Raw genomic sequence first — 26,850 nt, 5'->3', positions numbered from 1 at the left:
TAACATACGCACCCTCTGTTCCAGATGGTTCATTTGCTTATTATTACGGTCTTTCACCTATGAAAATTGCATCACTGCGTCAAATCAGCGTGCTGCTGCCCGCCATCCTGCCGCTACCGCTGCTGGCGGCTGAGGGGGCCGGCAACACCATGGTAGTGAGCGCAGCCCCTGCGCAAACCGGCCTTTCGGCGCTGGATACCCCCGCTGCCGTGAGCGTGGTCAGCGGAGAGGATATGCGCCAGGCTGCGCCGCGCGTTAACCTGTCAGAAAATCTCGGCCCAGTTCCAGGCCTGCAAATTCAGAACCGGCAAAACTACGCCCAGGATCTGCAGCTGTCGGTGCGTGGCTTTGGTGCCCGCTCTACCTATGGCGTGCGTGGACTGCGCATCTACGTTGACGGCATTCCTGCTACCATGCCCGATGGTCAGGGACAAACTTCAAACATCGATATCGGCTCAGTTGACCATATTGAAGTACTGCGCGGCCCCTTCTCTGCGCTCTATGGTAACGCCTCAGGCGGAGTGATCAACGTCGAGACCCAGACCGGCCAGCAGCCACCGACGCTGGAAGCGAGCAGCTGGTACGGCAGCTACGGCAGCTGGCGCAACAGCCTCAAGGCGACCGGCGCGACCGGCGACGGCACGCACGCGGGCGACGTTAACTACAGCGTTTCTGCTTCGCGCTTCACGACCCACGGCTATCGCGATCACAGTGAGGCACAGAAGAATCTTGGCAACGCAAAGCTCGGCGTTCGCATCAACGATGTCAGCACCCTGACGCTGCTGTTCAACAGCGTACATATTGAGGCGCAGGATCCCGGCGGCCTGACCCCGGACCAGTGGCGCGACAATCCACGCCAGGTGGTAAGCAACGTCACGCGTTATAACACGCGCAAAACCGTCGATCAGACGCAGGGCGGCCTGCACTATCAGCGTCAGATGGGCGAAAACGACGATCTCAGCGTTATGATGTATGCCGGTATGCGCGAAACCACGCAGTATCAGTCGATTCCGGCCGCCGTCCAGGCTAACCCCACCCATCCGGGCGGTGTGATTGATCTGACGCGTCACTATCAGGGTATTGATACCCGCTGGACGCACCGCGACACCCTGTTCAGCATGCCGGTCACGCTCACCGGCGGCATCGATTATGAAACCATGACCGAACGCCGTAAGGGTTTCGAGAATTTCACCGCCGCCGGGTATGGTGAAAAAGGAGCGCTGCGCCGCAACGAACGCAACCTGATGTGGAACCTCGATCCCTACCTGCAAACCGCCTGGCAACTGACAGACAAATGGTCTCTTGACGCGGGCCTGCGCTACAGCACGGTGAATTTCGATTCTGACGATCGCTACATTACTCCTCGCAACGGCGATGACAGCGGCGACGCCCGTTACCATAAGTGGCTACCCGCGGCGTCGCTGAAGTACGCCATCGATAATAGCTGGAACGCCTACCTCTCTGCCGGGCGCGGCGTTGAAACGCCGACCATTAACGAGCTTTCTTATCGTGCCGACGGCGCAACCGGCCTGAACACCGGGCTGAAGCCCGCCACCAGCGATACCGTTGAGCTCGGCAGCAAAAAGCGCATTGGCTATGGTCTGATCACCGCCGCGCTGTTCCAGACCGACACCAAAAACGAGATTGTCACCGACACCAGCCTCGGCGGCCGGACCACCTATAAAAATGCCGGGGAAACCCGCCGACGCGGACTGGAGCTGGGGCTTGATCAACAGTTTGCGGATAACTGGCGCGTGAAGGCAGCCTGGACGCTGTTAGACGCACGCTATCGCAGTAACGCCTGCGGCAGCGAGAGCTGCGATGGTAACCGCATTCCTGGTATTGCACGCAACATGGTCTATACCGGACTGGCATATGCGCCAGAACAGGGCTTTTATGCCGGTGCGGAGCTGCGCTACATGAGCAATATCGCCGCCAGCGATGACAATGCGGTGAAAGCGCCCGCTTATACCGTGACGGCGCTGAACGGTGGCTACAAATGGCAGGTACAGAACTGGACGCTGGACCTGTTTAGCCGCGTCGACAATCTTTTCGACCGCCACTACGTAGGATCGGTTATCGTCAACGAGGGCAACGGACGCTATTTCGAACCGGCACCCGGACGCAATTACAGCGTCGGGCTGACGATGAGCTACGCGTTTCAGTAAATAAAAACCCCGGCCTGGCGCCGGGGTTTTTATGCTGAGCGACGCGCCATCCAGTTCGCTATCCAGCGCGACAGTATCGGCCCGGTAAACATCACCACAATAAAGCGTCCGGTCTGCATCGCCATCACAAACGGCATATCGACGTTGCTCGATGCCGCAATAATGGCGACCGAATCCGCCCCACCGGGGCTGGTCGCCAGGTATGCGGTCAGCGGATCGATACCGGCAAACTCGACCAGCAGAAAAGCAAATCCGCCGCAGATCGCTACCAGCGTCAGCACTGACAGCAGCACGCGCGGAAAGGCGTGGGCGGCATAGCGGATAATTTCGGCGCTGAAGCGCAGACCAATTCCCCAGCCGACAAAGGCATACGCCAGCGCCAGCAGCCATTGCGGCAGCGTCAGAGTTACCCAGCCGACATCCTGCACCACCGAGGCGATAATCAACGCCATCAGCATCGGACCGGCAGAAATACGCAGCAGCCGCGCCGCCAGCACGCCTGCGGCGATCGTCAGCAAGGTAAAAAGAAACGAAGAGAGAGCAACAGGCGCAAAAAAATCGAGCGCGGGCGAGGCGTTGCCGCTGTCACCCGTCCAGATGCGCGTCACCAGCGTGGCGACCAGCGCCACCACCATGACGCGCAAATACTGCATAAAGGCAACAAGACGCACATCTGCGCCAAAGCTCTCCGCCATCAGCGTCATGGCGGTCGCTGCGCCAGGCGACGACCCCCAGATGGCGGTTGAGCCGGGCAGCACGCGAAAACGCGCCAGCACACCACCCAGCAGCAGGCTGGCGACAATCACCGAGCCTACGCACAGTACAAACAGCGGCCAGTCGCGGGCAATTTCCTGGAAGATCGAGGCGGGGATGGCGGAGGCGATCATGGTACCGACCGTTGCCTGTGCACAGTTAAACAGCGGGCGCGACAGCTTCAGCGTGCGGCCAGAGGCGGCGAACCCGATGCCAGCAAACATCGGGCCAAGCAGCAGCGCCGCCGGAATATGTATCCCTTCCAGCACGGCAACCAGTGCGGCCGAACTCAGTATCAGTCCGATCCAGCGCATTAACCCAGCCCGCATCAATACCACCTCAGCGCGCGTTAACCAGCGCCAGCACGTCAGCGGCAGAGCCGGTTTCGCCCAGGCGCGGGAAAATCCGCTCCACGCTGTTGATATGCGTGTCGAGGTTCAGATCGGTCATGGCATCGGTGGCCAGCGTGACGTTGTAACCTAATGCATAGGCCTGACGCGCGGTGGATTCCACCCCAATGCTGGTGGCGATGCCGCATATCACCACCTGGGTGACGCCGCGCTGTTGCAGCTCATCGTGCAGTCCGGTGTGGTGAAACGCTCCCCAGGTTTTCTTGGTCACGGTGATATCACCAGGCTGTGGCGTCATCTCTGGCACCAGTGTGGCCCAGTCCGCAGGCAGATCGCCGCTGTGCCGCGCCTGCTCGTTACGTCCAGGCGCGCCCCCTGCGACGTTGACCAGCACAACCGGCAGCTGCTGTGCACGGAAGCCATCAGCAAGTTGAGCACAGAGGTCAATCACCGGCTGCGGCTCGTGCACAACCGGCAAACCAACGATGCCGTGTTGCAGGTCGATAATAATCAGTGCGGTTTGGGTATCAAGGGTGGTCAGAGCCATCTAAATGTCCTCTCAGGATGCGTTGTCGGCGAGTCGTTGCAGTAAGGGGAGCACTCTGAGCAACTGCTGCTGCTCCTCGGCGCTGAGCTGCGTATTGATCGCGCGCACCAGCCAGTCGTCGCGCAGGGCCCGGTTGGCGGTCACGCGCGCACGCGCAGCAGACGTTGCCGTGTAGCGGGTTTTACGTCCGTCGCAGGGATCGGCTTCGCCCTGCACCATACCGGCCGACAGCAGGCTGGCAACAGTAGCCCCCATTGACTGAGTGCGGACACCTTCTGCCGCCGCCAGGTCGGTGACGGTCATGGCCCCATCGCGTATCAGATAGCCCAGCACGGAAACCTGTGACCAGGTCAGATCGCCCGGCGGCGCAGATTCGCGTAGCCGACGCCCCAGCTTGCCGACCAGCATGCGCAGCAGGGTGGCAGATTCGTTCAGTTCGCTCATTGCCCTCTCCTTACGGTTATCAAGTATAGAGATACGAAGGTAAACTGTGTAGTTTGCCTTCGTATCAATTTGTAAGGTCAGGGACGCTTCAGATAGTGGATCAGACTGTGGAATCGCAGCGGCGTGGCGAGTGGATTACGGTAGCTGTGCGGCACGTCAGCAGCAAACTGCCACGCCTCGCCCGTCGCTAAACGTCGCCAGACGCCCCCCATACCGAGCAGCAGTTCGCCCTCAATCACCACAACCTGCTCAACGCAGCCCACCTCATGAGCCGAAGAGTCGCTCTGCGCGCCGGCCGCCAGCTCGACCGACAGCAGATCGAAACGCAGCTGCGCGTCATAAGGCAGTAGCGGTCGCACCATCATCTGCGCGTTAGGCTGACTAAAGCGCGCTGTTTCGCCAGACGGCAGAGGCGTTGCCTGAATGAAAAAGGAGAACGGGACGTTAAAGCCGGTGGCAATTTTCCACAGCGTCGCCACCGTCGGGCTGGACTCACCGCGCTCAATCTGGCCAAGCATCGCTTTGCTGACGCCGGTGCGCTCCGCGGCCAGCGTCAGGCTCCAGCCGTTTGCCTGACGCAGCTGTTTTAGCGCGTCGCTGAGATGCTGATGAAGGTTTTCCATGGATTCTCCTGAAATCGTCACGGCATTGTAGCACTTGAGCGTTATAACGCACACTGGTAGGATGTGCGCTATAACGCACAAGGAGCTTTTATGCTGAGTCAAACCGGGCGAAGCGCCCTCACTTTTCCTATGCTGGTCTCTGGTTTTGTCGCCGTGCTGGTTGGCTACAGCAGTTCGGCAGCCATTATTTTTCAGGCGGCCCAGGCGGCGGGTGCCTCTGCTGCACTCACGGGCGGCTGGCTGGCGATGCTGGGCATCGCGATGGGGATCTGTTCGCTGGGACTGTCACTCTGGACGCGCATGCCGATCCTTTGCGCCTGGTCGACACCCGGCGCGGCACTGCTGGCAACCAGCCTGCACGGCCTTTCAATAAACGAGGCAGTGGGCGTGTTTATCTTTGCGAACGCGTTGATCCTGCTGAGCGGCGTCACCGGTCTGTTTGCGCGCATCATGCATATTATTCCGCCAGCGCTGGCGTCAGCGATGCTGGCAGGCATACTGCTGCGTTTCGGGCTGGATGCCTTTACCGGATTGCAGAGCGACGTTGCGCTCTGCGGTGCCATGTGCCTGACCTGGCTACTGGCGCGACGCTGGCTGCCGCGCTACGCCATTCTGGCCACTCTGGCCGCAGGCGTGGCGGTTGCACTGGCGCGACATGCCATCCATTTTCCTGCAGACGCTGCCCGTTTTGCACTGCCTCAGGCCATCATGCCGCACTTCAGCCTGACCGCGCTGCTGGGTGTCGGTGTGCCCTTTTTCCTGGTAACAATGGCCTCCCAGAATGCGCCCGGCATTGCCACCCTGCACGCGCATGGCTATCGGCCATCGATCTCTGCGCTGATGAGCTGGACAGGCCTGGTGGCGCTGCTGCTGTCGCCGTTTGGCGGTTTCTCTGTCTGTATCGCGGCGATTACTGCGGCAATCTGCATGGGCGAGGAGGTGGATGCCGATCCACAGCGCCGCTGGATCGCTGCCGCGCTGGCAGGCCTGTTTTATCTGCTGGCCGGGTTTTCCGGCGCCCTGATTGCCACCCTGTTTGTGGCGTTACCCGCACCGCTGATCGCCACGCTTGCCGGGCTGGCGCTGCTCTCAACCTTTAGCGGCAGCCTGACGCGCGCGCTGGCGGATGCCGACACGCGCGATACCGCCGTTATCACTTTTCTGGTCACCGCCTCCGGCATCACCCTGCTGGGTATCGGCGCGGCATTCTGGGGGCTGGTAGCGGGTCTGATTGCACACCTGATCCTGACCCCGCGCCGGGGATAAAAGACGTCGCGCGCCACAGGTTTTTTTTCTGCAGCGCGCGATAAACGCCCTTATTCACCGTTTTTTCCGCCGTTTGATTTGCCCTTGCTCCGCCTAATATCACCCCAATCGCCGATAACACACGATTTTCTGCCTCAGACTTCGACCGATAAGGGCCCAACAGGTGGCAAAAACTTTTCTGCGCAGCGGTAATCTCGACGCGGTGCTGGCGCTGGGTGAAAACGGCCAGCCGGTCTACGCATCCGCCCTGCAAATACGTGAAACCCTGCGTCTGCGTCGTCAGACCGTGCTGGCAAACTGCCTGGCTATCCCGCAGCCCAACGAGCGCGGTGACCGTCTTGACTGGTATGCGCCATTCAGCGGCAAAGTAAAATCCTGGCTTGCAGCCAGCGACTATGAGCGCCGTCAGGCGCTGGATCAGCTCACCGCGACGCAGCAGGAGATGCAGGATCTGAGCGCGCGCGCGCGCGAAGCGGAGAACCCGTCGATGCGGCTGTTTGGCGCACTGCTGGCGAAGAGCCTGCAGTTTCCCGATCAGCAGTATGTCTACCTGGTGGATGGCAAACCCGTGATTACCTTCTGGGGCTTTGTTGACGCACAGGCGCGCACGCGCGATGACGCGCTGGTTTGCCTGCGCGATACGCTGGATGAATCTCTGCCGACGCTGCTGCCGGAGCCGATAGCGGCTGAGCCAGAAACGCTGCCCTTCACTCCCGAACCTGAACCGCTGCCCGAGCAGAAACCAGCCGTGCAGCCTGATGTGCCTGCTGTGACCCCCGCCGCGCCGCGCCGCGCCTTCTCCTTGTGGTATCTGGCCCCGGCGGCGCTGGCGATGGCCGCCGCAGGCGCTTTCTGGCTGCATCAGCCGCGGCTCACCACCGTGCCGCAGCCCGTTACGCCGGTTACTGCCGTCGCGCCGCCTGCGGCGCTGGTCGCCGTACAGCGCCTCGCCCTTACTCTGCCGCAGGCGCCCGCCAGCGTTACGGTGACGGCCGAGACGCCTGCCCCGTCTGCGCCCCTGGCCAGCGTCGTCATCCCCGCCGTGCCCGCCCTGGATGAGCCGCTGAAGATGAGCAGTGACGACGTGCGCAACGGTGCCATTAGCGTGGTGGACGGCCACTGGCGCGTGGTGATGCAGAACTCACTGCCGGGCGGCGCGTCGCCGGTGCTGCACTATGAGCTCAGTGTGGGCAAAGGCAGCGCCACGGTTACCCAGGGCAATAACCTGCACTGTAGCGCCGACGAGGTTTCTGCCGCCATGCTTGGCAGCGGCCAGCTGTCGATTCGCAGCCGCTACACCGCAAAATGCAGTGATGGTTCACGCTACCGGATGCCACAGCTGATATGTAAACCGGGTGAAGGCGTCGCCGTGTGCGAAGCGCTGTTCAGCGACAACAAATCTTTCCCGATGACGATTAAGCGCGAGAGTAAATAACCATGTTGGCTCCCCTGATCGATGACAAACAAAAAATCACGCTGATCGAAGAGAGCGGCGTGCAGTTTCTGGATTTTGGTCTGCGCCTCGCCGCGGGCCAGGCGCGCCGCCAGTTTGTGCGCCAGACGGCAAACGGCCCGCTGCTGCGTCTGAACGTGGACGGCAACAGCGGCAAATTTTTGCTCTATCCGCAGGATGGCGGCGCGGCGGAAGTGGTGCGCCCGGAATCAGACGTGGCGCTGGCCGATTCGCTGACGCTGCTGGCAAACTGCTGGCTACCGCTGCCGATGCTGCGCTGCGCCAGCGGACGCCGGTTTATCGGCGGGCCGGAAAACTGGGCGCGCCTGCGTCTGACCGCGCTGGCGCAACCCGATGCAGCAGGCAATACCCACCGCGTCACGCTGGCATTTGACACGCGCTGTGTCGCGGAACAGGACGGCGGCGAACGGCTCGGCCTGACCCCTGCGGACGCGCAAAACGGCGTCACCTTTTCTCTCGCCTGGCACAATTACGAGCTGGGCGAGTTTCTCGATCACACCTGGGTCGACGGCTGGCTGCGTGAAGCTTTCAGCGAGCGCGTGACCGATCGCCGCGAACAGGCCGTTGCGCAGGCGCTGCGCGAATTTGAGTATCAGGCACATTACCTTAATCTGCTGGAGCTGCTCGGCGAGCAGCTTAACCTCAGCGACATTCATCTTCAGGCCGCTACCCAGCAGACACCCGCGGTTAACGTCGACATTATTCTCGACGTCGGCAATTCGCACACCTGCGGCATTCTGGTCGAGGACCATCCTGAAGAGAGCAACGGCCTGAAGCAGACCTATGAACTGCAGCTGCGCGACCTCTCTGAGCCACACCAGGTCTATAACGAACTGTTTGACAGCCGCCTGGAGTTCGCTGAAACGCGTTTTGGCAAAGCCAGCTTCTCGCTGCAGAGCGGCCGCGAAAACGCCTTTATGTGGCCGTCGCTGACGCGTGTGGGCCGCGAAGCGAGTCGCCTGGCGCTACAGCGCGCTGGCCTGGAGGGCAGTACCGGCCTCTCCAGTCCGCGGCGCTATCTGTGGGATGAAGCGCGCTATCAGCCAGGCTGGCGCTTTAACCAGCCACACGGCGGCAGCGAGCCACAGGCTAACGCCGCCCCTTTTACCTTTTTGCTGAATGATGAGGGCGAACCGCTGCACGCGCTGGCTGCCGACGCGCGTCTGCCGGTCTTCTCGGCGCACTACAGCCGCAGCTCGCTGATGACTTTTATGCTGTGTGAGCTGCTGGCGCAGGCGCTGATGCAAATGAACAGCGCTGCACAGCGCCAGCGCATGCCGCAGAGTCATGCGCCGCGTCAACTGCGTCACGTTATCCTTACGCTGCCGTCGGCGATGCCGAAACCAGAGCGCGAAATTTTTCGTCGTCGCATGCAGGAGGCGATCGCGCTGGTGTGGAAAGCTGAAGGCTGGCACGGCGCCGACGAGCCATTCAGTGCCGAAGCGCCGCCGGTTTGCCGCAAGCCGGTGCCGGATGTGCAGATGGAGTGGGACGAGGCCACCTGCGGCCAGATGGTATGGCTGTTCAACGAGACCCAGGTCAACTTTGCCGGCCGCGCACAGGACTTCTTCAGCAGTACCGCCCGTCCGGATCGTCCGCGTGAAGTAGACGAGGCGCCGGGCAAAAACCTGCGTATCGCCTCAATTGATATTGGCGGCGGCACCACCGACCTGGCGATTACGCACTATCGCCTCGATGACGGCCAGGGCAATAACGTCAAGATCACCCCGCGCCTGCTGTTTCGTGAAGGCTTTAAAGTGGCAGGTGACGATATTCTGCTCGATGTGATCCAGCTGTGGATCCTGCCTGCGCTTCAGCAAAGCCTGCAAAAAGCGGGCCTCGCGCTGGCTGAACCGCTGCTGAACAAACTGTTCGGTCACGACAGCCGTCTCGACGGTCAGGCGACGCTGCGCCAGCAGGCCACGCTCCAGCTGTTTATTCCGCTGGCGCAGGCGGTGCTTGAGCGCTATGAAAGCTGGGACCCGCTGGAAAGCCATGCCGAGATCAACGCCCTGTTTGGTGAACTGGTCGAGCACCGGCCTGCCGACGCGGTGCTGGCCTTTATCAACGGTGAGATCCAGCGTGCGCTGGGTGGCGAGAGTCGTTTCGATTTGCTGGAAGTGCCGCTGATTGTCAGCCTGTCACAGCTGCACGCCGAGTTTATGCAGCACCGAATGGCCATTATTCCGGCGCTGCGATCGATGTGCGAGGTGGTATCACTCTATCAGTGCGATGTGCTCCTGCTGACCGGACGCCCGTCGCGCTTCCCCGGCATTCAGGCGCTGGTGCGCCATCTGCAGCCGCTGCCGGGCAGCCGTATTCTCTCGCTGGAGGGTTACCACACCAGTGACTGGTATCCGTTCAACAAGCACGGGCGCATCGACAACCCGAAATCCACCGCGGCGGTAGGTGCGATGCTCTGCCTGCTGGCGCTGGATCTGCGCCTCAGCAGCTTCTGGTTCCGCGCAGGTGACTTTGAACCCTACTCGACCATCCGCTATCTTGGCGTACTGGATGAGAACCAGGCGCTGACCAACGACAATCTGTGCTACAGCGATATCGATCTCGACGATCCCGGTTTCGCGCTGGATCGTAAAAGCAGCTTTCGCATTCGCGGCAATGTTTGCCTGGGGTTCCGCCAGCTGGATAACGACCGCTGGCCCGCCTCGCCGCTCTACAGCCTGACGCTCAACGACGCCCAGCTGGCGCGTAAAGTCGCCGGGGAGAGCGTGCTGCGCGTGAAGCTGGCCGTTGCCCCGGGCCCGGCACTGCCCGGCCCGGAGCGGCTGGTACTGGTCGATGCGCGTCTTGATGACGGAACGCGCGTGCCGCCAGAGCAGCTTAGCCTGAAGCTCAATACCCTCTCGCCGACGGGCAATGCCCACGCCCAGTACTGGATCGACAGCGGAAGCCTGTGTAAACGATGAGAACGCTAAAACCGCGCCAGCCGCAGACGCTGGCAAAACGCCTTGGCCTGTTACAGGAGGCGCTAAACGCCAGCCTTAGCTGGATTGAGGATCACCGCGCCGCCTCGCCTCGCCTGGCGCTGGAGGCAGAGACCCTGACGCGCCAGCTGCGCCGCGCCCGCGCGCAGAGCGAGGCGCTGGCACATCAGGTGGCACGTCCCGTCACGCTGGCGCTGTTTGGCCAGTCGCAGGCTGGCAAAGCCTGGCTACTGGGCGAAATGGTTGCCGATGCGCAGGGGCAAATGCTGACGCGCCTCGGTGACAAGAGCCTCAACCTGTTTCAGCATATCAATCCAGGCAATCTCGATTTTGCTACCGCCACCCGCTACTGCCATCAGCGTGAGCCCCTTTCTGGCGAATGGCCGGTTGAACTGGCGCTGCTGAGCGAGGCGGAGCTGCTGCGCCTGGTGCTGAGCTGCCGCGCGGACAGTCCACCGCCGGAGAAAACCCATCTTGACCAGCAGCTACAGCGTTTACAGTGCCAGCGTCTCAGCACGCCCGCAGGCGGCCTCGATAGTGACGCGCTGGTAACGCTCTGGGCCTGGAGCCGTCGCCATCGCTGCCACGATGCGCACCTTGACCGCCATTTCTGGCCGCAGGCCGTTGAACTGGCACCCGCGCTGAGCGTGGACGACCGGGTACAGCTCTTTTCGCTGCTGTGGCCCGCCCAGCCAGCGCTGAGCGACGTGCTGCGCCATCTGCTACACCTGCGCCATCAGCTGCGCAACGCCAGCCGTGTGCTGGCACCGCTCAGCCTGCTGGTTGACGACGCGCTGTTACCGAGCGAACAGCTTATCGCCTGCGCCAGCGAGCAGGAACGTCAACGGCTGGTTGAGGTCTGCCCGCTGAACGGTAACCGCATCGGCAAGCCGCAGCAGGTGCCGCTGGGCTGGCTGGCGCTGCTGACGCTGGAGCTGGTCATCCCGCTCAGCTCGACGCCGCGCACGGCACTTTATGACGAGGCAGATATGCTCGATCTCCCCGCGCCGGGCACGCCAGCTGACGCCACGGCGCAGGAGGAGCGCCAGCGGCTGCAACAGATCGATCCGCTGCGCGCCCTGCTGCTGGAGCAGAAACGCGCCCTGCTTCCCGGCCTCTATGCGGCCCGCCAGGGCATTGACTTAATGCTGATCTGCACCGCCGCCAGTCAGCGTCAGGATAGCGATGTTGCCAGCCGCACGCTGCGCGAATGGCAGCTGCATCAGCCAGTGCGGGAAAGCGGTGAAAAACCGCGCCTGATCTGGGCCATTACCCCTTATGATGCGCGCCATCAGCTGAGCAACGTGGATGAAGCGGTACAGCGCCAGATGGGTCAGCCGGGCCAGCGCTGGGGATCGATGCTGGCGCTCGATCGCGCAGGCGTCGATCGCATGGCCGAGTGGTTACAGCAGGAGATGCAGCCCGATGCGCGCCGCGAGCGGCTGGTAAGTGAACTGCGTGTTTTGCAAAGCAGCGTGCTGGAGCGTCGACTGCTGCCCTGGCGCGAAGCCCGCGCCAGCGACGAGCAGGCGGCACGCAAACAAACTATCGCCGATACGCTGCTGAAGTGTCTGCAACACCGCACCGGCCTGCACGGGGAGCTACTGGAACGTTTGCAGCCGCCGCGCGACGTGCTGCGCCAGCTCTGGCTCAGCCAGCACGACGCGCCCGCCTCCGCTGCCGCACGTCGTCCCGACGCGCCTGCGCAGCATTTTGGCGTTGGCTTTGAGTTTGACCTGTTCAGCGACACGCCGCTGGCCGAGCCTGCCGCCGTTCAGCATCCCACGCATGCGGCAGGCCAGAGTTTTGCCCGCCAGGTGATGGCGCTGTGGCTTGATCATTTACGCGAACTGCCGGAAAACCGCAGCCTGTTGACCCTGCTGAACGTGGATCGCGCCACCCTGGAGTGGCTGGTTGAGGAGCTGATTGTCGCCAGTTTCCGTCTGGATATGCTGACGATGCTGGAACAGGTGCTGCACGAGCCGGACAACCCGTCCGTCACGCATGAGTCGCGCGCCGATCGACAGGTTTCCCGCGCCATGACGGTGCTGGGCGACTTTGTTGCCTGGCTGGGCTTTTTGCAGCGAGATGAGGCCGGGCGGCCGCTAAGTCGCGTTAACCGCGGCCAGCCAATCTTTGCGCGCCCACCCGCCCCAAGCGTGAACTTCTCCAGCGGAAAGCGCCTGACGCGTCTCTCGGCCGCGCCCGCTAACCATACGGCCTACTACATTTATGACTGGCTGGTTGGGCTCAACGCACTGATCCTGGAAAACAACGGTTATGCGGGTGGTCGCGATGTGACGCCCGCCGCGCGCGAGGGGCTGGAGCAGATTCTGGCCACGCTGCGCAGCTAATCCCGCACCAGGTGCAGGTCGCCCTCCAGCGCCTGCGCCGCCTCTTCCAGTAGCGCCAGCACGTCGGCAAACTCATCGCTGTCTTCCAGCCCCACTGCGTGGCGCAGACAGATACGTGCCGGCAGCGCCATGCCGCCCGTCAGCCAGTCCCACAGCGCGTCCAGATTATTGCCGAAGGGAAACGGACAGTGGCTCTGCTGAGCCAGCGTCTGGTAGAGCGCAGGGCGATCCGCCAGGTGGCGGAAATCAAGCGTAATCGTCAGCATAATCAGGGCACCTGCTTAAAACTGCGGTAGTGATCGGTGGTGATATAGACCAGGCCGTCTGAGGAATAGACCAGCCGGTCCGCCTCGCGGTGGCCACAGCGGTAGTTCACATCGGCCTCATACCATAAGCGCCCGCTGCGCTGCGGCAGACGTTTCTCGCGGTTGCCAAAGCGGTCCCCGCCAATTGCCTTGCCCGGCAGCACCTCACACAGGTTTCCTTTTGCCGGATCCCAGCCGCGACGGCGCGCGTCGTTTTTACTGATGTAATAGTCGGGTAACTGCTGATGTTGCAGCAGATAGCGCGTGACGGTACGGGCATCGGTCAGCGAGTGGATATCACTGGCGCTGGAGGAAGATGAAGGGCTCAGATGGGGTTTCAGACCGGCCCAGGCGGCCGCAAGCACAACAAGCAGGGCAATTAACAGTTTTTTTGACATGATGGCATCCCAGACAACAGGACGCTGATGATATCAGCTTTGACGACCAGATACAGCGCGGGCCAGCATTGCTGGCCCTGCGGGAGTCACTGCATCACTTGCATCTGCGCTCCGTGACGACGCCAGGCGCCGGGCGCAACGCCATACTGGCGTTTAAAGCTGCGGTTGAAGGACTGCTGGGAATCAAAGCCCAGGGAGATCGCCACGTTGAGGATCGGCTCATTGGTCGTGGTCAGACGATCCGCTGATTTTTTGAGTTTCTTCATGCGGATGTATTCGCCCAGCGGATAACCGGTGTGCTCTTTAAACATGCGCTGCAGATGCCATTTGGAATAGCCGGCGCGCTCAGATACGGTGTCCAGATCCAGGCGTGCTTCAATATTGTTATCGATCCAGTCGATCAGATCGTGAATAAATGCGTCGCTCATCATCCTATTCTCTCCCGTCGCCGTTGCGAACAGTATCAGTATCAGTTGCAATTACACTTTAAGGGTGACTGACTTTGCCATTTAATGCAAGTTGGATTGATACATTAAATGCCGCACTCGCCGTAGGGTCATTGCCCTGCCCCGCTACATCTGCTTTTCGTTGCGCTCAAAACCGCACATAAAGTGTATCAGATATTCTTGCAGTTGCAGGATGCACGAGCCTACACTCCTCGCGATAAATTGCAATCTTAAAAGTTGCAAATATTGGCCCGCCCTTGTGGGCTGTTTTTAACGCTATGCGGAATAATAAAAATGAACAGACAAACGAAGTGGGTTCGTCAGGGTTTCACCCTTCTGGGCGCGGTATGGCTGACCAGCATACTGAGCGGATGCGACAACGGGGTAGCGCAAAACGCCCCGCCGCCGCCGCCCCAGGTGAGCGTCGCCGATGTGGTAGTAAAGCCGGTAAGTCAGTGGGACAGCTTTAATGGACGCATTGAGGCGGTGCAGAGCGTCCAGCTGCGCCCACGCGTCTCTGGCTATATCGATGCGGTGAACTATCGCGAAGGCGACGAGGTGAAAAAAGGTCAGGTGCTGTTTACCATCGACGATCGCACCTATCGCGCAGCGCTGGAACAGGCGAAAGCTGAGCTGGCGCGCGCGCGCAGCCAGGCCGCGCTGGCGCGCAGCGAATCCGCGCGCACCGAAAAACTGATCGGCACGCAGGCAGTATCACGCGAGCAGTGGGAACAGCGTCGCTCGGCGGCCAGCCAGGCGCAGGCCGATGTCCTGTCTGCCGAAGCAGCCGTGGATATGGCGCAGCTGAATCTCGATTTTACCCGCGTAACCGCCCCGATTGACGGGCGTGCCAGCCGCGCCATGATCACCACCGGCAACCTGGTGACCGCCGGGGACAGCGCCAGCGTTCTGACTTCGCTGGTGTCGCAGGATCGCATGTATGTCTACTTTGACGTCGATGAAGCAACTTACCTGCACTACCAGGCTATGGCGCGCCAGGGCCAGCAGCGCGGCTCACTGCCGGTTGAAATCGGCCTCGCGGGTGAAAGCGGTTATCCGCATCGCGGCACGGTTGACTTTACCGATAACCAGCTCACCGCCAGCACCGGCACGATTCGCATGCGCGCCCTGCTCGACAATCAGCAGCGACAGTTCACGCCGGGCCTCTTCTCTCGCGTGCGGCTCCCAGGCAGTGCGGAGTTTCAGGCGCTGCTGGTTGACGATAAAGCCGTACTGACCGACCAGGATCGCAAATTTGTCTATGTGGTAGATAAAGACGGCAAAGCGCAGCGTCGTGATATCCAGCCCGGCGCGCTGGCTGACGGCTTACGTATTGTCAAAAGCGGTCTGCAGCCAGGCGATCGGGTAATTGTTGATGGCCTGCAAAAAGTGTTTATGCCAGGAATGCCGGTAACGGCCCAGCAGGTCGCGATGCGCGCGGCTAACGCCAACTAACTGAGGCTATTGCCGCTATGGATTTCTCCCGCTTTTTTATCGACCGGCCGATTTTTGCCGCCGTTCTGTCAATTCTGATTTTTGTTACCGGGCTGATTGCGATTCCGCTGCTGCCGATCAGCGAATATCCGGACGTGGTGCCGCCCAGCGTGCAGGTGCGCGCTGAGTATCCCGGTGCCAACCCGAAAGTAATCGCCGATTCGGTTGCCACGCCGCTGGAAGAAGCGATCAACGGCGTTGAAAACATGATGTATATGAAATCGGTAGCCGGTTCCGACGGCGTGCTGGTCACGACGGTGACCTTCCGCCCGGGCACCGATCCCGATCAGGCGCAGGTACAGGTACAGAACCGCGTTGCGCAGGCGGAGGCTCGCCTGCCGGAAGATGTGCGTCGTCTGGGGATCACCACCCAGAAAATGTCGCCCACGCTGACGCTGGTGGTACATATGTTCTCGCCCCACGGCAAATATGACTCGCTCTACCTGCGCAACTACGCCACGCTGAAAGTGAAAGATGAGCTGGCCCGCCTGCCGGGCGTAGGTCAGATTCAGATTTTCGGCGCGGGCGAGTATGCCATGCGCGTCTGGCTCGATCCTGACAAAGTGGCCGCACGCGGCCTGACCGCAGCCGACGTAGTGACCGCGATGCAGGAGCAGAACGTGCAGGTCTCTGCCGGTCAGCTCGGCGCTGAGCCGCTGAAAAAACAGTCTGACTTTCTGCTCTCTATTAACACGGCGGGTCGCCTGGAGAATGAGCAGCAGTTTGGCAATATCATTCTGAAAACCTCCGATGATGGCTCGCTGGTACGACTGCGCGACGTGGCACGTATTGAGATGGGCTCCGGCAGCTATGCCCTGCGCTCGCAGCTCAACAACAAAGACGCAGTCGGCATCGGTATCTTTCAGGCACCGGGTGCCAACGCTATCGATCTCTCTAACGCGGTGCGCGCCAAAATGGATGAGCTGGCTACGCGCTTCCCCGATGATGTGAAATGGGCTGCACCTTACGATCCCACGGTATTTGTGCGTGATTCCATCAGCGCCGTGGTGCACACGCTGCTGGAAGCGGTCGCGCTGGTTGTGCTGGTCGTTATCCTCTTTTTGCAGACGTGGCGCGCCTCAATTATTCCGCTGCTGGCGGTGCCGGTATCGGTGGTAGGTACCTTTAGCGTGCTCTATCTGCTCGGCTTCTCACTCAATACTCTGAGCCTGTTCGGGCTGGTGCTGGCTATCGGCATCGTGGTGGATGACGCCATTGTGGTGGTGGAAAACGTTGAGCGTAATATCTCGCTGGGTCTCTCGCCTCAGGCGGCGGCGCATCAGGCGATGCGTGAGGTATCCGGCCCGATTATCGCCATTGCGCTGGTGCTGTGCGCCGTGTTTGTGCCGATGGCCTTTCTCTCAGGTGTAACTGGCCAGTTCTATAAGCAGTTTGCGGTGACCATCGCCATTTCCACGGTGATTTCGGCGATCAACTCGCTGACGCTGTCGCCTGCACTGGCGGCAAAGCTGCTCAAGGATCACCACGCACCAAAAGATATGCCAACGCGCATTATCGATCGCCTGCTTGGCTGGTTGTTCCGTCCGTTTAACCGCTTCTTTAACCGCAGCGCACATGGCTATGAAGGTCTGGTGGGCAAAACGCTGCGCCGTCGCGGTGCGGTGTTCGGGGTGTATGTGCTGCTGCTGGCGGGCGCAGGCTTTATGTTCCACGCCGTGCCGGGCGGCTTTATCCCCACGCAAGATAAGCTTTACCTGATCGGCGGCGTGAAAATGCCAGAGGGCTCGTCGCTGGAGCGAACGGATGAAATGATCCGCAAGATGAGTGAGATCGGTATGAATACCGAAGGCGTCGCCTATTCGGTCGCCTTCCCCGGCCTGAATGCCTTGCAGTTCACCAACACGCCCAATACCGGCACGGTGTTCTTCGGCCTGAAACCATTCAGCGAGCGCAAGCACAGCGCGGCGGAGATCAACGCTGAGATTAATGCGAAGATTGCTCAGCTACAGCAGGGCTTCGGTTTCTCCATCATGCCCCCGCCGATTCTGGGTCTGGGCCAGGGTTCCGGCTATTCGCTCTATGTGCAGGATCGTGCGGGCCTGGGTTACGGTGCGTTGCAGACGGCGATCAATACCCTTTCCGGTGCAGTCATGCAGACGCCCGGTATGCACTATCCTATCTCATCCTATCAGGCGAATGTGCCTCAGCTCGATGTGCAGGTCGATCGTGATAAAGCGAAAGCACAGGGCGTGTCGCTGACCGATCTGTTCAGCACGCTGCAAACCTATCTTGGCTCATCCTACGTTAACGACTTTAACCGCTTTGGCCGCACCTGGCGCGTAATGGCGCAGGCTGACGGGGAGTTCCGCGACAGCGTGGAGGATATTGCGAACCTGCGTACCCGAAACAATCGCGGCGAGATGGTGCCGATAGGCAGCATGGTTCATATCACTACCACCTACGGTCCCGATCCGGTGATCCGCTACAACGGCTACCCGGCAGCAGATTTGATTGGCGATGCGGACCCGCGCGTGCTCTCTTCCGCACAGGCAATGACGCAGCTGGAATCGATGTCCGGTCAGCTATTGCCCAACGGCATGAACATCGAATGGACCGACCTCAGCTACCAGCAGGCGACACAGGGTAACACCGCTTTTATCGTCTTCCCGGTGGCGGTACTGCTGGCGTTTCTGGTGCTGGCTGCCCTCTATGAAAGCTGGACGTTACCGCTGGCGGTGATCCTGATTGTGCCGGTGACAATGCTGTCAGCGCTGGTTGGCGTCTGGCTCACGGGCGGGGATAACAATGTCTTTGTTCAGGTTGGCCTGGTGGTACTGATGGGGCTGGCGTGTAAGAACGCGATTCTTATCGTCGAGTTTGCGCGCGAGCTGGAGATGCAGGGCAAAGGCATTGTGGAAGCAGCGCTGGAAGCCTGTCGCCTGCGTTTGCGCCCTATCGTCATGACCTCAATCGCCTTTATCGCAGGTACTGTCCCGTTGATTCTGGGTGAAGGCGCTGGCGCTGAAGTGCGTGGTGTGACCGGTATTACCGTTTTTGCCGGGATGCTGGGCGTCACGCTGTTTGGACTGTTTCTCACGCCGGTGTTCTATGTCACCCTGCGCAAGCTGGTGACGCGTAAGGCGCCGAAAGAGGCGATGCAGACAGCGTAAACAGTCAGGGCGGTCAGCGACCGCGCGTTATGATCAAAGCCGCGTTTAGCGGCTTTTTTATTATCACAACGCCATTAATATCAGGCTTTGGGACGCGTCAGAAAGACCAGCGTGCCGATAATGATATCGCCCACGCCCCAGACGATCCCCAGCATCATCGCACCCATGCCCGTGCCTGACGCCGCGCCAGCGCGGTCTGCATCGGAAGCCGCATGATTGATCACGCTCCGCTCGCGCCCATACCGGCAAAAATGGAATAGATCATCAGCAGGTTAAACAGAATAAATACGATCTTAACGATTTTCCCAAACAGCGTTCGCTTTGATTTTTTTACCTGTTGTTCGCATGAGGGGCATTTGAAAGCAGCATCGCTGATGTCCACTTTATATTTTGGACAGTTGATTAAGGCCCTTTCTCTCCATAGAGATAAAATCATCAGACGGAATAATACGCTTTTCCATTTTTATCAATGAGATGAAAACCCCTTTATTTCGCCGGGTACTTTTGCTAAAGCGTGGGATTCGTCCGCAAGGGCCGGAGAGAAAAACCTTATGGAAGGTGTCAGATGCACGGCAGAGCATAAAAAAAGCCGCTGTTAGCGGCTTTTTTTGCACAGGTCTTCGATGGCATCCGGTTCCAGCACCGGCGCGCACTCGGTTTCATTGCCTTTTTTCAGCTCTTCAAGCGCGTCGGCCACGGTGCGTTTTTCCAGCACTTCCAGCGAGGCCTGTTCAGCTTCATCGGCGATCGATTTAAAGTACCAGCAGAGATTGGCGCTGACCAGACAGCGAGGCGCAACATCCGGACGCGACGCCCAGAGCTTTTTGTCCTCAATCACCGAGGTATAAATATCGCGCAGTGTGATTTCGCTGGCCGGACGCCCCAGATGGATCGAGCCAGTGCGGCCAAGCGTCGAGACGATAATGCCGTCGCGAGTAAGCGGAACCATCAGTTTGCGGATGAAACTGGGATTCGCTTCAAGGCCGTATGCCAGAATGGCGCTGGTTGAGCGTTTACCCATTTGCTCCGCCATCGCTACGCTAAGAACCATTTGCAAAGCTGTCGGGAAGCGGTAATCAAGCATTTCGTTATCCTGAGTTGCGGTGCATCTTATTGTTTTATTGCCGCGTAAATGAACATTCAGTGAGCAATAAATATAACAAACACTGTTGCTTTTTAGAAGCAAGGCGACTGCGCCAGGGCACGTATTCATTAAAACCCGGCAGCCAACAGCACAAGCTGTTCAGCCCGCAGCAGAGCGGCCTCTGCCCCACGCTTACTGCGTCGCGGGCGGCAGCCGCATTTTCAGCAGCATTACCAGCCAGACGTTGATCAGCGCCAGCGCGCAAAGCAGCCACAGCGTAGCGGAAGCGCCGAAGGTTTCAAACACATACCCGCCCACCAGCGGTGTCAGCGCCTGGCCAGTCAGCGCCGGACGCGCCATGCGCCCCACCACGACGGCATACGCCTCCGGTTTGACCATTGCCAGCGGTAAAGTTCCCCTGACGATAGCGCGTAAGCCATTTCCCGCACCGTAAAGCACCATACTGAGCAGCGCAAACTGCGGCAACAGCGCCAGCGCCAGCAGTCCGAGCGCCACCAGTCCCACGGAAAAAAACGCGGTCCAGACAGGATGGCCGCGTTTAAACAGAATATCGACGATGCGTGAGGCTACCTGACACGGCCCCAGAATGGCGCTGAGCGCCAGCGCGGAAGCCAGCGTGTAACCGCTCGCCTGTAGCAAAGCGATCAGCTGCACCGATATCGCCGTCATGATCACTGAGGCCAAAGTAAAAATGGCGCACAGCAGCCAGAACAGTGACGGCGCGATATCGCTCTCCGCCGCAGGTGCGATGGCTACTTTCACTTTCGGCTTTAAGGTCACCGCATTACCCGGCAGCGCGTAAAAATAGGCAGGTAACACCAGCACCAGCAGCATCAGAGCAATGGCGAAGCAGGCCCCGCGCCACTCCAGCAGATGAATGAGCAGTGCAGTGCCAGGCCACACCAGCGTGGTACAAAAGCCAGAAATAAGCGTAATGCTGGTAATCGCACTACGTGCCTGCCCACCATAGCGCGTGCCCAGCGTCGCGAAAAGCGCATCGTATAGCCCCATCGCCATCCCGACGCCCATAATCACCCAGGCAGCAAGAAACATCGGCAGCGCGTGGCTGAGACCCATCAACACCAGCCCCGCGGCCATCACGGCCCCACTCAGGGCCAGCAGTAGCCGACCGCCGGTTCGCGCAATAATGCGCCCACTCAGCGGTGCCAGCAGGCCAGAAACCAGAATGCCAAGCGACAAAGCGCCATAGACCCACTGCTGCGACCATCCGGTTTCAGCGACGACAGGAGCCGCCATGACCGCCATCAGATAAAAGGAGCCGCCCCACGACAGTATCTGCACCAGACCCAGTACCACGACCGCCAGCACGCCTGGTTTATTGCGTTGATTCACATCCGTCACTCTGTTGTACAGGTTACGCCCTTTATAACATGCTATGAGATAAGGAAAAAACTGTAACCGTATGCTGTTCCCCCTTTTTTCTGGATGGCCCGCTGGCCGCACGATTTTGTTTAATACCTAATTTGTATGTTGTAACTAATAAAGCCATTTGCACCAGAGGATGCTTTCTGCCAGATTAAGGCATGTTGTAACTATGGAGAGAGCGATGCGCTATGATTTAATTTCTGACCTTCATGACTGCGCCAACCGCCTTGAGAGCTCGCTGAGCGAGTTACGCGACATGATTTTGGCGCAGCCGCTGCTGGTTGCACGGGTGTTCTCACTTCCGCCGGTTGAAAAAGGTCACGAGCACGACGCCGTCACTGAGATTGCCGTCGAGCAGCATCTGGGCACAGCCGCGCGCGATATGGCGCTGGCCCACTTCTGCCGGTTATTTATGCAGCATCAGTCCGAGAAGCTCAGCACCAAAGCGGCCGTTCGCCTGCCCGGTGCCATCTGTATTGAAGCCAGCGGCGAGCAGGAGACCGCCCTCCTCGACCAGATAGCACTGGTTAATCAATTCAAGGCGCGACTTGAACAGATCATTACGGTGGAATCGGGCCTGCCGAGCGAGGCACGCTTTGAGTTTGTGCATCAGCACCTGCGCGGTCTGATTACCCTTAATGCCTATCGCACGATTACCCTGCTACAGGCCCCCGACAGCCTGCGTTTCGGCTGGGCCAACAAGCATGTGATCAAGAATGTGAAGCGTGAGGAGATCATCGCCCAGCTGGAAAAGAGCCTGAGTGCCAACCGCGCTCAGGCGCCCTGGACGCGCGAGCAGTGGGCTGAAAAAGTGCAGGAGGAGCTGGAGAGCGTCCGCGCCCTGCCTGCCACCGCGCGGCTGAAGATCAAGCGACCGGTAAAAGTGCAACCCATTGCCCGCGTCTGGCGTGCCGATGAAAAGAAACAGACACAGCTCGCCTGCCCGTCGCCCATTGTGGTGTTATGCCGCGATCGCACGCAGGTGCCCGTGCTGGGTGAGCTGCTGAACTATCACGCGGATAAGGTGCAGCATCGCTATAAGCCTGCGGCAGAGCCGCTTAACCTGCTGATCCCGCGGCTGCACCTCTGGGTTGACTGCCCGGAATAAGCCAAAGGGCCAGCTGCGCTGGCCCTTTTATCGTCACGATGGTTCAGGCCTTCATGCTGCCAACCATCTCTTCCGGACGAACCCAGGCATCGAACTCCTCTTCGGTCAGATAGCCCAGCTTCAGCGTCGAGCCTTTCAGCGTCAGCCCTTCTTTATGCGCCTTTTTGGCGATTTCCGCTGCTTTGTCGTAGCCGATGTGAGTATTAAGCGCGGTCACCAGCATCAGCGATTCATTGAGCAGCTGCGTGATGCGATCGCGATTCGGCTCGATACCCACCGCGCAGTGGTGGTTAAAGCTGTCGATGCCGTCAGCCAGCAAACGCACCGATTGCAGGAAGTTATGAATCACCATGGGCCGGAAGACGTTCAGCTCGAAGTTGCCCGATGCCCCACCTATGTTGATGGCTACATCGTTGCCCATGACCTGGCAACAGAGCATGGTCATCGCTTCACACTGGGTCGGATTCACTTTGCCTGGCATAATTGAGCTGCCCGGTTCATTCTCAGGAATAGAGAGCTCACCGATGCCGCAGCGCGGACCTGACGCCAGCCATCGCACGTCGTTAGCGATCTTCATCAGCGAGGCGGCCAGCCCTTTTAGTGCACCATGCGCGTGCACCAGCGCATCAGTGGTCGCCAGCGCTTCAAATTTATTTGGCGCCGTAACAAACGGCTGCCCGGTGAGATCCGCCAGCGCTTCAGCCACCCGCACCGCATATTCAGGATGGGTATTCAGCCCGGTACCGACGGCGGTGCCGCCCAGCGCCAGCTCGGCCACATGAGGAATATTTTGTTCAATATGCTTCAGGTTATGCTCCAGCATGGCTACCCAGCCAGAGATCTCCTGACCCAGGGTAAGCGGTGTGGCATCCTGCAGGTGGGTGCGGCCTATTTTGACGATATCTTTAAACGACGCAGACTTTTCACTCAGGGTCTGCTTCAGGACCTGAATTTGCGGGATCAGCGTCTCACGCAGCGCGATCACCGCAGCCACATGCATGGCCGTCGGGAACACATCGTTGGAACTCTGACTTTTGTTCACATCGTCATTAGGATGAACCAGCCGAGCCATACCACGTTCACCGCCAAGAATTTCACTGGCGCGGTTTGCCAGCACCTCATTCATGTTCATATTGGTCTGGGTACCGGAGCCGGTCTGCCAGATCGCCAGCGGGAATTCGCCGCTGTGCTGCCCCGCCAGCACCTCATCAGCGGCTTTCACAATGGCCTCCGCACGTTCAGCAGGCAGCAAGCCCAGATCGCGATTAACCGTCGCGGCGGCCCGCTTGGTTTGCGCCAGCGCATAGACCAGCTCAACAGGCATTTTTTCAGTCGATATACGGAAATGCTCCAGCGAGCGCTGCGTTTGCGCGCCCCATAACTTGTCTGCGGGTACATCAATGGGCCCCATTGAATCTTTTTCAATGCGATTGGCTGCCATGTCTACGTCTCCTTAGCACAGGTTGTGGTCATTGCTTCCCCGGCGCGAGCCTGCACCGAGTTTGCAGAATGCTTTCCTACAATAATTTAACATTATGGAAGCCTGACGCTTTGTTTGCACTTGATATGTATTCATTGCCCCCTTTTCTGCTTTAATAGGCGCCATTACTTCCCGTGATAAAGGCGTAATCATGCAAAAAATGGTCAATTCATTGCAAAACTACGCGTGGGGTAGCAAAACTGCCTTAACAGATCTTTATGGAATAGCTAATCCTGCGGATGTGCCGATGGCCGAATTATGGATGGGCGCGCATCCTAAAAGCCCCTCTCTGATTAACGTAAACGGTGAGCGTCGCTCGCTGCGCGAAATCATTGACGCGGCACCTGAGGCCACGCTGGGCTACGCAGTGGCGAAACGCTTTGGCGAGCTGCCTTTCCTGTTCAAGGTATTATGCGCTGACCAGCCGTTGTCCATTCAGGTGCATCCCAGTAAAAACGCAGCTGAAGAGGGTTTTGCACGTGAGAACGCAGCCGGGATCCCTCTCAGCGCGGCGGAGCGTAACTACAAGGATGCCAACCATAAGCCTGAGCTGGTCTATGCGCTAACGCCTTTTCAGGCGATGAACGGCTTTCGCGAACTCACTGACATTGTCTCACTGCTACAGCCGATAGCTGGCGCACATCCGCACATTGCCCACTTTTTACAGCAGCCTGACAGCACACGCCTGGCGACGCTGTTTACCCGCCTGCTCTCCCTTGAAAATGAGGAAAAAGCCCGTGCGCTTGCCCTGCTGAAGTCAACCTGCGACGCGCGTGAAGGCCAGCCCTGGGCAACCATTAAGGCCATTGCAGAGCATTACCCTGACGACAGCGGTCTCTTCTCACCGCTGCTGCTCAATGTAATTACGCTACAGCCGGGCGAAGCGATGTTTCTCTATGCTGAAACCCCACACGCCTATCTGAACGGCGTGGCGCTGGAGGTCATGGCCAACTCCGACAATGTGCTGCGTGCCGGACTGACACCAAAATACATTGATATTCCAGAGCTGCTCGCTAACGTCAAATTCGAGCCTAAACCGGCATCACAGCTGCTGACGCAGCCGCAGATGCAGGATGGCGTCCTCCACTTCCCGATCCCGGTGGAGGACTTTGCTTTTGCGATCCACACTCTGCTGCCTGAGCCGCAATCGCTTTCACAGGAGAGTGCCGCCATTCTTTTCTGTATTGAGGGTGAAGCCACGCTGACGCTGGGTCAGCAGCAACAGCACCTCAGGCCAGGCGAATCCTGCTTCGTTCCCGCCAGTGACGGTACGCTGAGGGCCTCCGGCAGCGGCCGCCTGGCGCGCGTTTTTAACACGTTGCGCTGAAACGGCTGACGAATCTGGCCCTAACTGCTATTATTTCAATCTATTAGCAAAAACGCCTGCGGGCGTTTCTTCGGGCGCCGGGCGACGGGCAGCGGCGTAAGCGGACATAAGGATAAGGACGACTCAGCAATGAAAAAAACCAACGTTGCCGTAGGTGTGATTATCGCCCTGGGCGTGGTCTGGACCGGCGCGGCATGGTTTACCGGTAAACAGCTGGAAAGCCATATGGATGAACTGGTGCAGAACGCCAACACACAGCTCAATGCTTACGCGCCCAACAGCCGACTGAAAGTCAGTTATCAGGATTATCAGCGCGGCGTATTTAGCAGCAAAGCGAAGCTGATTGTTCAGGCCAGCTCACAGACCGAAGATAACGCCCTTCTGAAACCGGGGCAGAGCATCGTCCTCAACGAAACTATCGATCATGGTCCTTTTCCGTTCGCCCAGCTACGCCGCTTTAATCTGATGCCCAGCATGGCGTCGGTGCACAGCGAACTGGAAAACAGTGATGCGCTGAAAACGCTGTTTGCCCTGACTGACAATCAGTCGCCGGCCAGTGCGGATACCCGCATCGGTTACAGCGGTGCCACTGATACCGCTCTGCACTTTTTGCCGGTCAACTATCTGAATGCCCAGACCGGCCAGCGCATCGCGACCAATGGTGGCAGCCTGAACGTCAGCGCTGACAGTAAAGGCGATAAAATCGCCGTTGACAGCGATATCGACAGCCTGGCGATCACCAGTAAAAATGAGATGGGCGTACCGGTGCTCTTCACCGCCAATGGCGTGAAGCTCAGCGGTAACTCTCACCTGACGCCAGAGGGTGTGCGCATCGGCGATCAAAAGGTCAAGCTGGAAAAGCTGACCGCCAGTCTCAACGGCAAAGAGGCACTGATGCTGCAACAGCTGAACGGCACCTCTTCGTTTGATAATAAAGGCGGCAAGATCAGCGGCGATATCAACTATCAGGTTGAGCATGTGCATCTGCAAAACAATGATTTTGGTGAAGCAAAGCTGATCATGAAGCTGTCGCAGTTTGATGCACAGGCGGTCAAAACCTTTTCAGACAATTACAACGCCCAGATGCAGGACCTGCTCAATCAGCCGGGGCTGGCCAGCGATCCGATTCGCTATCAGGCCGGTGCTAATACCATCCTGTTAAATAACCTGCCCACGCTGCTGAAAGGTTCACCGATGGTGAGCATTGCCCCGCTGAGCTGGAAAAATGACAAAGGCGAAAGCACTTTCAACCTCACCGCCAACTTTAACGACCCGGCCACCGTTACCGGCCAGCCACAAAATCTGGCGGGCATGGTGGATCGCGTGCTGAAGTCGCTCTCTGCGAAGCTGGTGATTAATATGCCTATGGCGACAGAAGTCATGCGCAACGTCGGGCTGGCAGAAGGGTATACCGGTGATGACGCGCAGAAGCTGGCCGATCAGCAGGTGAAAGGCCTGGCGGCAATGGGCCAGATGTTTCGTCTGACCCAGCAGCAGGACAACAATATCGTGACCAGCCTGCAATATAACGGCGGTCAGGTGAACATGAACGGCGATACCATGGCGCTTGAGCAGTTTATGTCCCGCTATATGCTCGGCCTGCCCACCAGCGAAGGCATGCCGCAGTAACCTCCCTTAACGAAGGCTGGTCACCGCAGTGATCGGCCTTAATCCCCTGCATCGCTTCGCCACAATCCTCTGGTCAGCCTGCCTCACGTTCTCCCGACTGCCGGTCGCGGCCTGTTA

The 26,850-nt window shown here is 59.4% G+C and carries 21 protein-coding genes; 10 read left to right on the top strand and 11 right to left on the bottom strand.

The annotated features are described in order from the left end of the window. Positions 1–59 precede the first annotated feature (59 nt). Positions 60–2,168 (top strand): TonB-dependent receptor PqqU, encoded by a 2,109-nt coding sequence (pqqU, locus tag HP564_RS12390; RefSeq protein ID WP_371243435.1) that lies wholly within the window; start codon positions 60–62, stop codon positions 2,166–2,168. A 29-nt stretch (positions 2,169–2,197) separates the two neighbouring features. On the opposite strand, the gene HP564_RS12385 is transcribed toward pqqU, so the two are convergent. The 4 genes from HP564_RS12385 to HP564_RS12370 form a co-directional block, all read right to left on the bottom strand. After that, positions 2,198–3,235 (bottom strand): AbrB family transcriptional regulator, encoded by a 1,038-nt coding sequence (locus HP564_RS12385; RefSeq protein ID WP_371243433.1) that lies wholly within the window; start codon positions 3,233–3,235, stop codon positions 2,198–2,200. A 25-nt stretch (positions 3,236–3,260) separates the two neighbouring features. Beyond that, positions 3,261–3,818 carry an isochorismatase family protein gene (locus HP564_RS12380; RefSeq protein WP_371243431.1) on the bottom strand — a complete coding sequence of 186 codons (558 nt, stop codon included), beginning with the start codon at positions 3,816–3,818 and terminating at the stop codon, positions 3,261–3,263. A gap of 12 nt (positions 3,819–3,830) precedes the next feature. Next, complete coding sequence (locus tag HP564_RS12375) at positions 3,831–4,262, bottom strand: MarR family winged helix-turn-helix transcriptional regulator (protein WP_371243429.1); 432 nt, start codon at positions 4,260–4,262, stop codon at positions 3,831–3,833. Positions 4,263–4,339: 77 nt separating this feature from the next. Further along, complete coding sequence (locus HP564_RS12370) at positions 4,340–4,885, bottom strand: helix-turn-helix domain-containing protein (RefSeq protein ID WP_371243427.1); 546 nt, start codon at positions 4,883–4,885, stop codon at positions 4,340–4,342. Positions 4,886–4,975: 90 nt separating this feature from the next. On the opposite strand from HP564_RS12370, the gene HP564_RS12365 reads away from it, so the two are divergent. From HP564_RS12365 to HP564_RS12350, 4 genes are all read left to right on the top strand, one after another. Next, positions 4,976–6,151, top strand: a complete 1,176-nt coding sequence (locus tag HP564_RS12365) for a benzoate/H(+) symporter BenE family transporter (protein ID WP_371243425.1) — start codon at positions 4,976–4,978, stop codon at positions 6,149–6,151. Between the two features lie 163 nt (positions 6,152–6,314). Beyond that, the gene (locus HP564_RS12360) at positions 6,315–7,586 is read left to right on the top strand and encodes an SrfA family protein (protein WP_371243423.1); all 1,272 of its coding nucleotides are present in this window, start codon (positions 6,315–6,317) and stop codon (positions 7,584–7,586) included. A 2-nt stretch (positions 7,587–7,588) separates the two neighbouring features. Continuing rightward, the gene (locus HP564_RS12355; RefSeq protein ID WP_371243421.1) at positions 7,589–10,552 is read left to right on the top strand and encodes a virulence factor SrfB; all 2,964 of its coding nucleotides are present in this window, start codon (positions 7,589–7,591) and stop codon (positions 10,550–10,552) included. Further along, positions 10,549–12,924, top strand: a complete 2,376-nt coding sequence (locus HP564_RS12350; RefSeq protein ID WP_371243419.1) for a virulence factor SrfC family protein — start codon at positions 10,549–10,551, stop codon at positions 12,922–12,924. Before HP564_RS12355 ends, HP564_RS12350 begins: the two co-directional genes overlap by 4 nt. Here the strand turns inward: HP564_RS12350 and HP564_RS12345 are convergent. From HP564_RS12345 to HP564_RS12335, 3 genes are all read right to left on the bottom strand, one after another. Continuing rightward, positions 12,921–13,190: a barstar family protein gene (locus HP564_RS12345; RefSeq protein WP_371243417.1), complete on the bottom strand. Its 270-nt coding sequence runs from the start codon at positions 13,188–13,190 to the stop codon at positions 12,921–12,923. The genes HP564_RS12350 and HP564_RS12345 overlap by 4 nt on opposite strands. A gap of 2 nt (positions 13,191–13,192) precedes the next feature. Then, positions 13,193–13,627: a ribonuclease domain-containing protein gene (locus tag HP564_RS12340; protein WP_371243415.1), complete on the bottom strand. Its 435-nt coding sequence runs from the start codon at positions 13,625–13,627 to the stop codon at positions 13,193–13,195. Between the two features lie 86 nt (positions 13,628–13,713). After that, complete coding sequence (locus HP564_RS12335; protein WP_081137479.1) at positions 13,714–14,058, bottom strand: helix-turn-helix domain-containing protein; 345 nt, start codon at positions 14,056–14,058, stop codon at positions 13,714–13,716. A gap of 309 nt (positions 14,059–14,367) precedes the next feature. On the opposite strand from HP564_RS12335, the gene HP564_RS12330 reads away from it, so the two are divergent. Together HP564_RS12330 and oqxB are read left to right on the top strand one after the other, a co-directional pair. Next, complete coding sequence (locus tag HP564_RS12330; protein ID WP_371243414.1) at positions 14,368–15,528, top strand: efflux RND transporter periplasmic adaptor subunit; 1,161 nt, start codon at positions 14,368–14,370, stop codon at positions 15,526–15,528. A 17-nt stretch (positions 15,529–15,545) separates the two neighbouring features. Next, entirely contained in the window at positions 15,546–18,698 is a 3,153-nt protein-coding gene (oqxB, locus tag HP564_RS12325) for a multidrug efflux RND transporter permease subunit OqxB (protein ID WP_371243412.1), read from the top strand. Positions 18,699–18,778: 80 nt separating this feature from the next. Here the strand turns inward: oqxB and HP564_RS12320 are convergent, their stop codons facing one another. The 3 genes from HP564_RS12320 to HP564_RS12310 all read right to left on the bottom strand — a co-directional run bounded on the left by HP564_RS12320 (position 18,779) and on the right by HP564_RS12310 (position 21,156). Further along, a complete protein-coding gene (locus HP564_RS12320; RefSeq protein ID WP_371243410.1) occupies positions 18,779–18,922 on the bottom strand; it encodes a hypothetical protein in 144 nt (47 codons plus the stop codon). 371 nt (positions 18,923–19,293) lie between these two features. Beyond that, positions 19,294–19,782 (bottom strand): Rrf2 family transcriptional regulator, encoded by a 489-nt coding sequence (locus HP564_RS12315; RefSeq protein WP_224481430.1) that lies wholly within the window; start codon positions 19,780–19,782, stop codon positions 19,294–19,296. Positions 19,783–19,974: 192 nt separating this feature from the next. Further along, complete coding sequence (locus HP564_RS12310; RefSeq protein ID WP_371243407.1) at positions 19,975–21,156, bottom strand: MFS transporter; 1,182 nt, start codon at positions 21,154–21,156, stop codon at positions 19,975–19,977. Between the two features lie 214 nt (positions 21,157–21,370). On the opposite strand from HP564_RS12310, the gene tus reads away from it, so the two are divergent. Further along, positions 21,371–22,297 carry a DNA replication terminus site-binding protein gene (gene tus, locus HP564_RS12305; protein WP_371243405.1) on the top strand — a complete coding sequence of 309 codons (927 nt, stop codon included), beginning with the start codon at positions 21,371–21,373 and terminating at the stop codon, positions 22,295–22,297. 43 nt (positions 22,298–22,340) lie between these two features. Here tus and fumC read toward each other — a convergent pair whose 3' ends face one another. Continuing rightward, positions 22,341–23,738 (bottom strand): class II fumarate hydratase, encoded by a 1,398-nt coding sequence (gene fumC / locus HP564_RS12300; protein ID WP_371243403.1) that lies wholly within the window; start codon positions 23,736–23,738, stop codon positions 22,341–22,343. Positions 23,739–23,928: 190 nt separating this feature from the next. Between fumC and manA the strand changes: the two genes are divergently transcribed. Continuing rightward, a complete protein-coding gene (gene manA / locus HP564_RS12295) occupies positions 23,929–25,104 on the top strand; it encodes a mannose-6-phosphate isomerase (RefSeq protein WP_371243401.1) in 1,176 nt (391 codons plus the stop codon). 129 nt (positions 25,105–25,233) lie between these two features. Continuing rightward, positions 25,234–26,733 (top strand): YdgA family protein, encoded by a 1,500-nt coding sequence (locus HP564_RS12290; protein ID WP_371243399.1) that lies wholly within the window; start codon positions 25,234–25,236, stop codon positions 26,731–26,733. Positions 26,734–26,850 lie beyond the last annotated feature (117 nt).

The sequence above is a fragment of the Pantoea sp. KPR_PJ genome, from assembly GCF_041386365.1.
In the GTDB taxonomy this organism is placed as follows: Bacteria; Pseudomonadota; Gammaproteobacteria; order Enterobacterales; family Enterobacteriaceae; genus Pantoea.
This window is presented reverse-complemented; position numbering and strand designations above follow the sequence as displayed.

Bases quoted from the DNA above. Each gene is read 5' to 3' on its own strand.
- pqqU (WP_371243435.1), top strand. From the start codon at position 60: ATGAAAATTGCATCACTGCGTCAAATCAGCGTGCTGCTGCCCGCCATC.
- HP564_RS12385 (WP_371243433.1), bottom strand. From the start codon at position 3,235: ATGCGCTGGATCGGACTGATACTGAGTTCGGCCGCACTGGTTGCCGTG.
- HP564_RS12380 (WP_371243431.1), bottom strand. From the start codon at position 3,818: ATGGCTCTGACCACCCTTGATACCCAAACCGCACTGATTATTATCGAC.
- HP564_RS12375 (WP_371243429.1), bottom strand. From the start codon at position 4,262: ATGAGCGAACTGAACGAATCTGCCACCCTGCTGCGCATGCTGGTCGGC.
- HP564_RS12370 (WP_371243427.1), bottom strand. From the start codon at position 4,885: ATGGAAAACCTTCATCAGCATCTCAGCGACGCGCTAAAACAGCTGCGT.
- HP564_RS12365 (WP_371243425.1), top strand. From the start codon at position 4,976: ATGCTGAGTCAAACCGGGCGAAGCGCCCTCACTTTTCCTATGCTGGTC.
- HP564_RS12355 (WP_371243421.1), top strand. From the start codon at position 7,589: ATGTTGGCTCCCCTGATCGATGACAAACAAAAAATCACGCTGATCGAA.
- HP564_RS12350 (WP_371243419.1), top strand. From the start codon at position 10,549: ATGAGAACGCTAAAACCGCGCCAGCCGCAGACGCTGGCAAAACGCCTT.
- HP564_RS12345 (WP_371243417.1), bottom strand. From the start codon at position 13,190: ATGCTGACGATTACGCTTGATTTCCGCCACCTGGCGGATCGCCCTGCG.
- HP564_RS12340 (WP_371243415.1), bottom strand. From the start codon at position 13,627: ATGTCAAAAAAACTGTTAATTGCCCTGCTTGTTGTGCTTGCGGCCGCC.
- HP564_RS12335 (WP_081137479.1), bottom strand. From the start codon at position 14,058: ATGATGAGCGACGCATTTATTCACGATCTGATCGACTGGATCGATAAC.
- HP564_RS12330 (WP_371243414.1), top strand. From the start codon at position 14,368: ATGAACAGACAAACGAAGTGGGTTCGTCAGGGTTTCACCCTTCTGGGC.
- oqxB (WP_371243412.1), top strand. From the start codon at position 15,546: ATGGATTTCTCCCGCTTTTTTATCGACCGGCCGATTTTTGCCGCCGTT.
- HP564_RS12315 (WP_224481430.1), bottom strand. From the start codon at position 19,782: ATGCTTGATTACCGCTTCCCGACAGCTTTGCAAATGGTTCTTAGCGTA.
- tus (WP_371243405.1), top strand. From the start codon at position 21,371: ATGCGCTATGATTTAATTTCTGACCTTCATGACTGCGCCAACCGCCTT.
- fumC (WP_371243403.1), bottom strand. From the start codon at position 23,738: ATGGCAGCCAATCGCATTGAAAAAGATTCAATGGGGCCCATTGATGTA.
- manA (WP_371243401.1), top strand. From the start codon at position 23,929: ATGCAAAAAATGGTCAATTCATTGCAAAACTACGCGTGGGGTAGCAAA.
- HP564_RS12290 (WP_371243399.1), top strand. From the start codon at position 25,234: ATGAAAAAAACCAACGTTGCCGTAGGTGTGATTATCGCCCTGGGCGTG.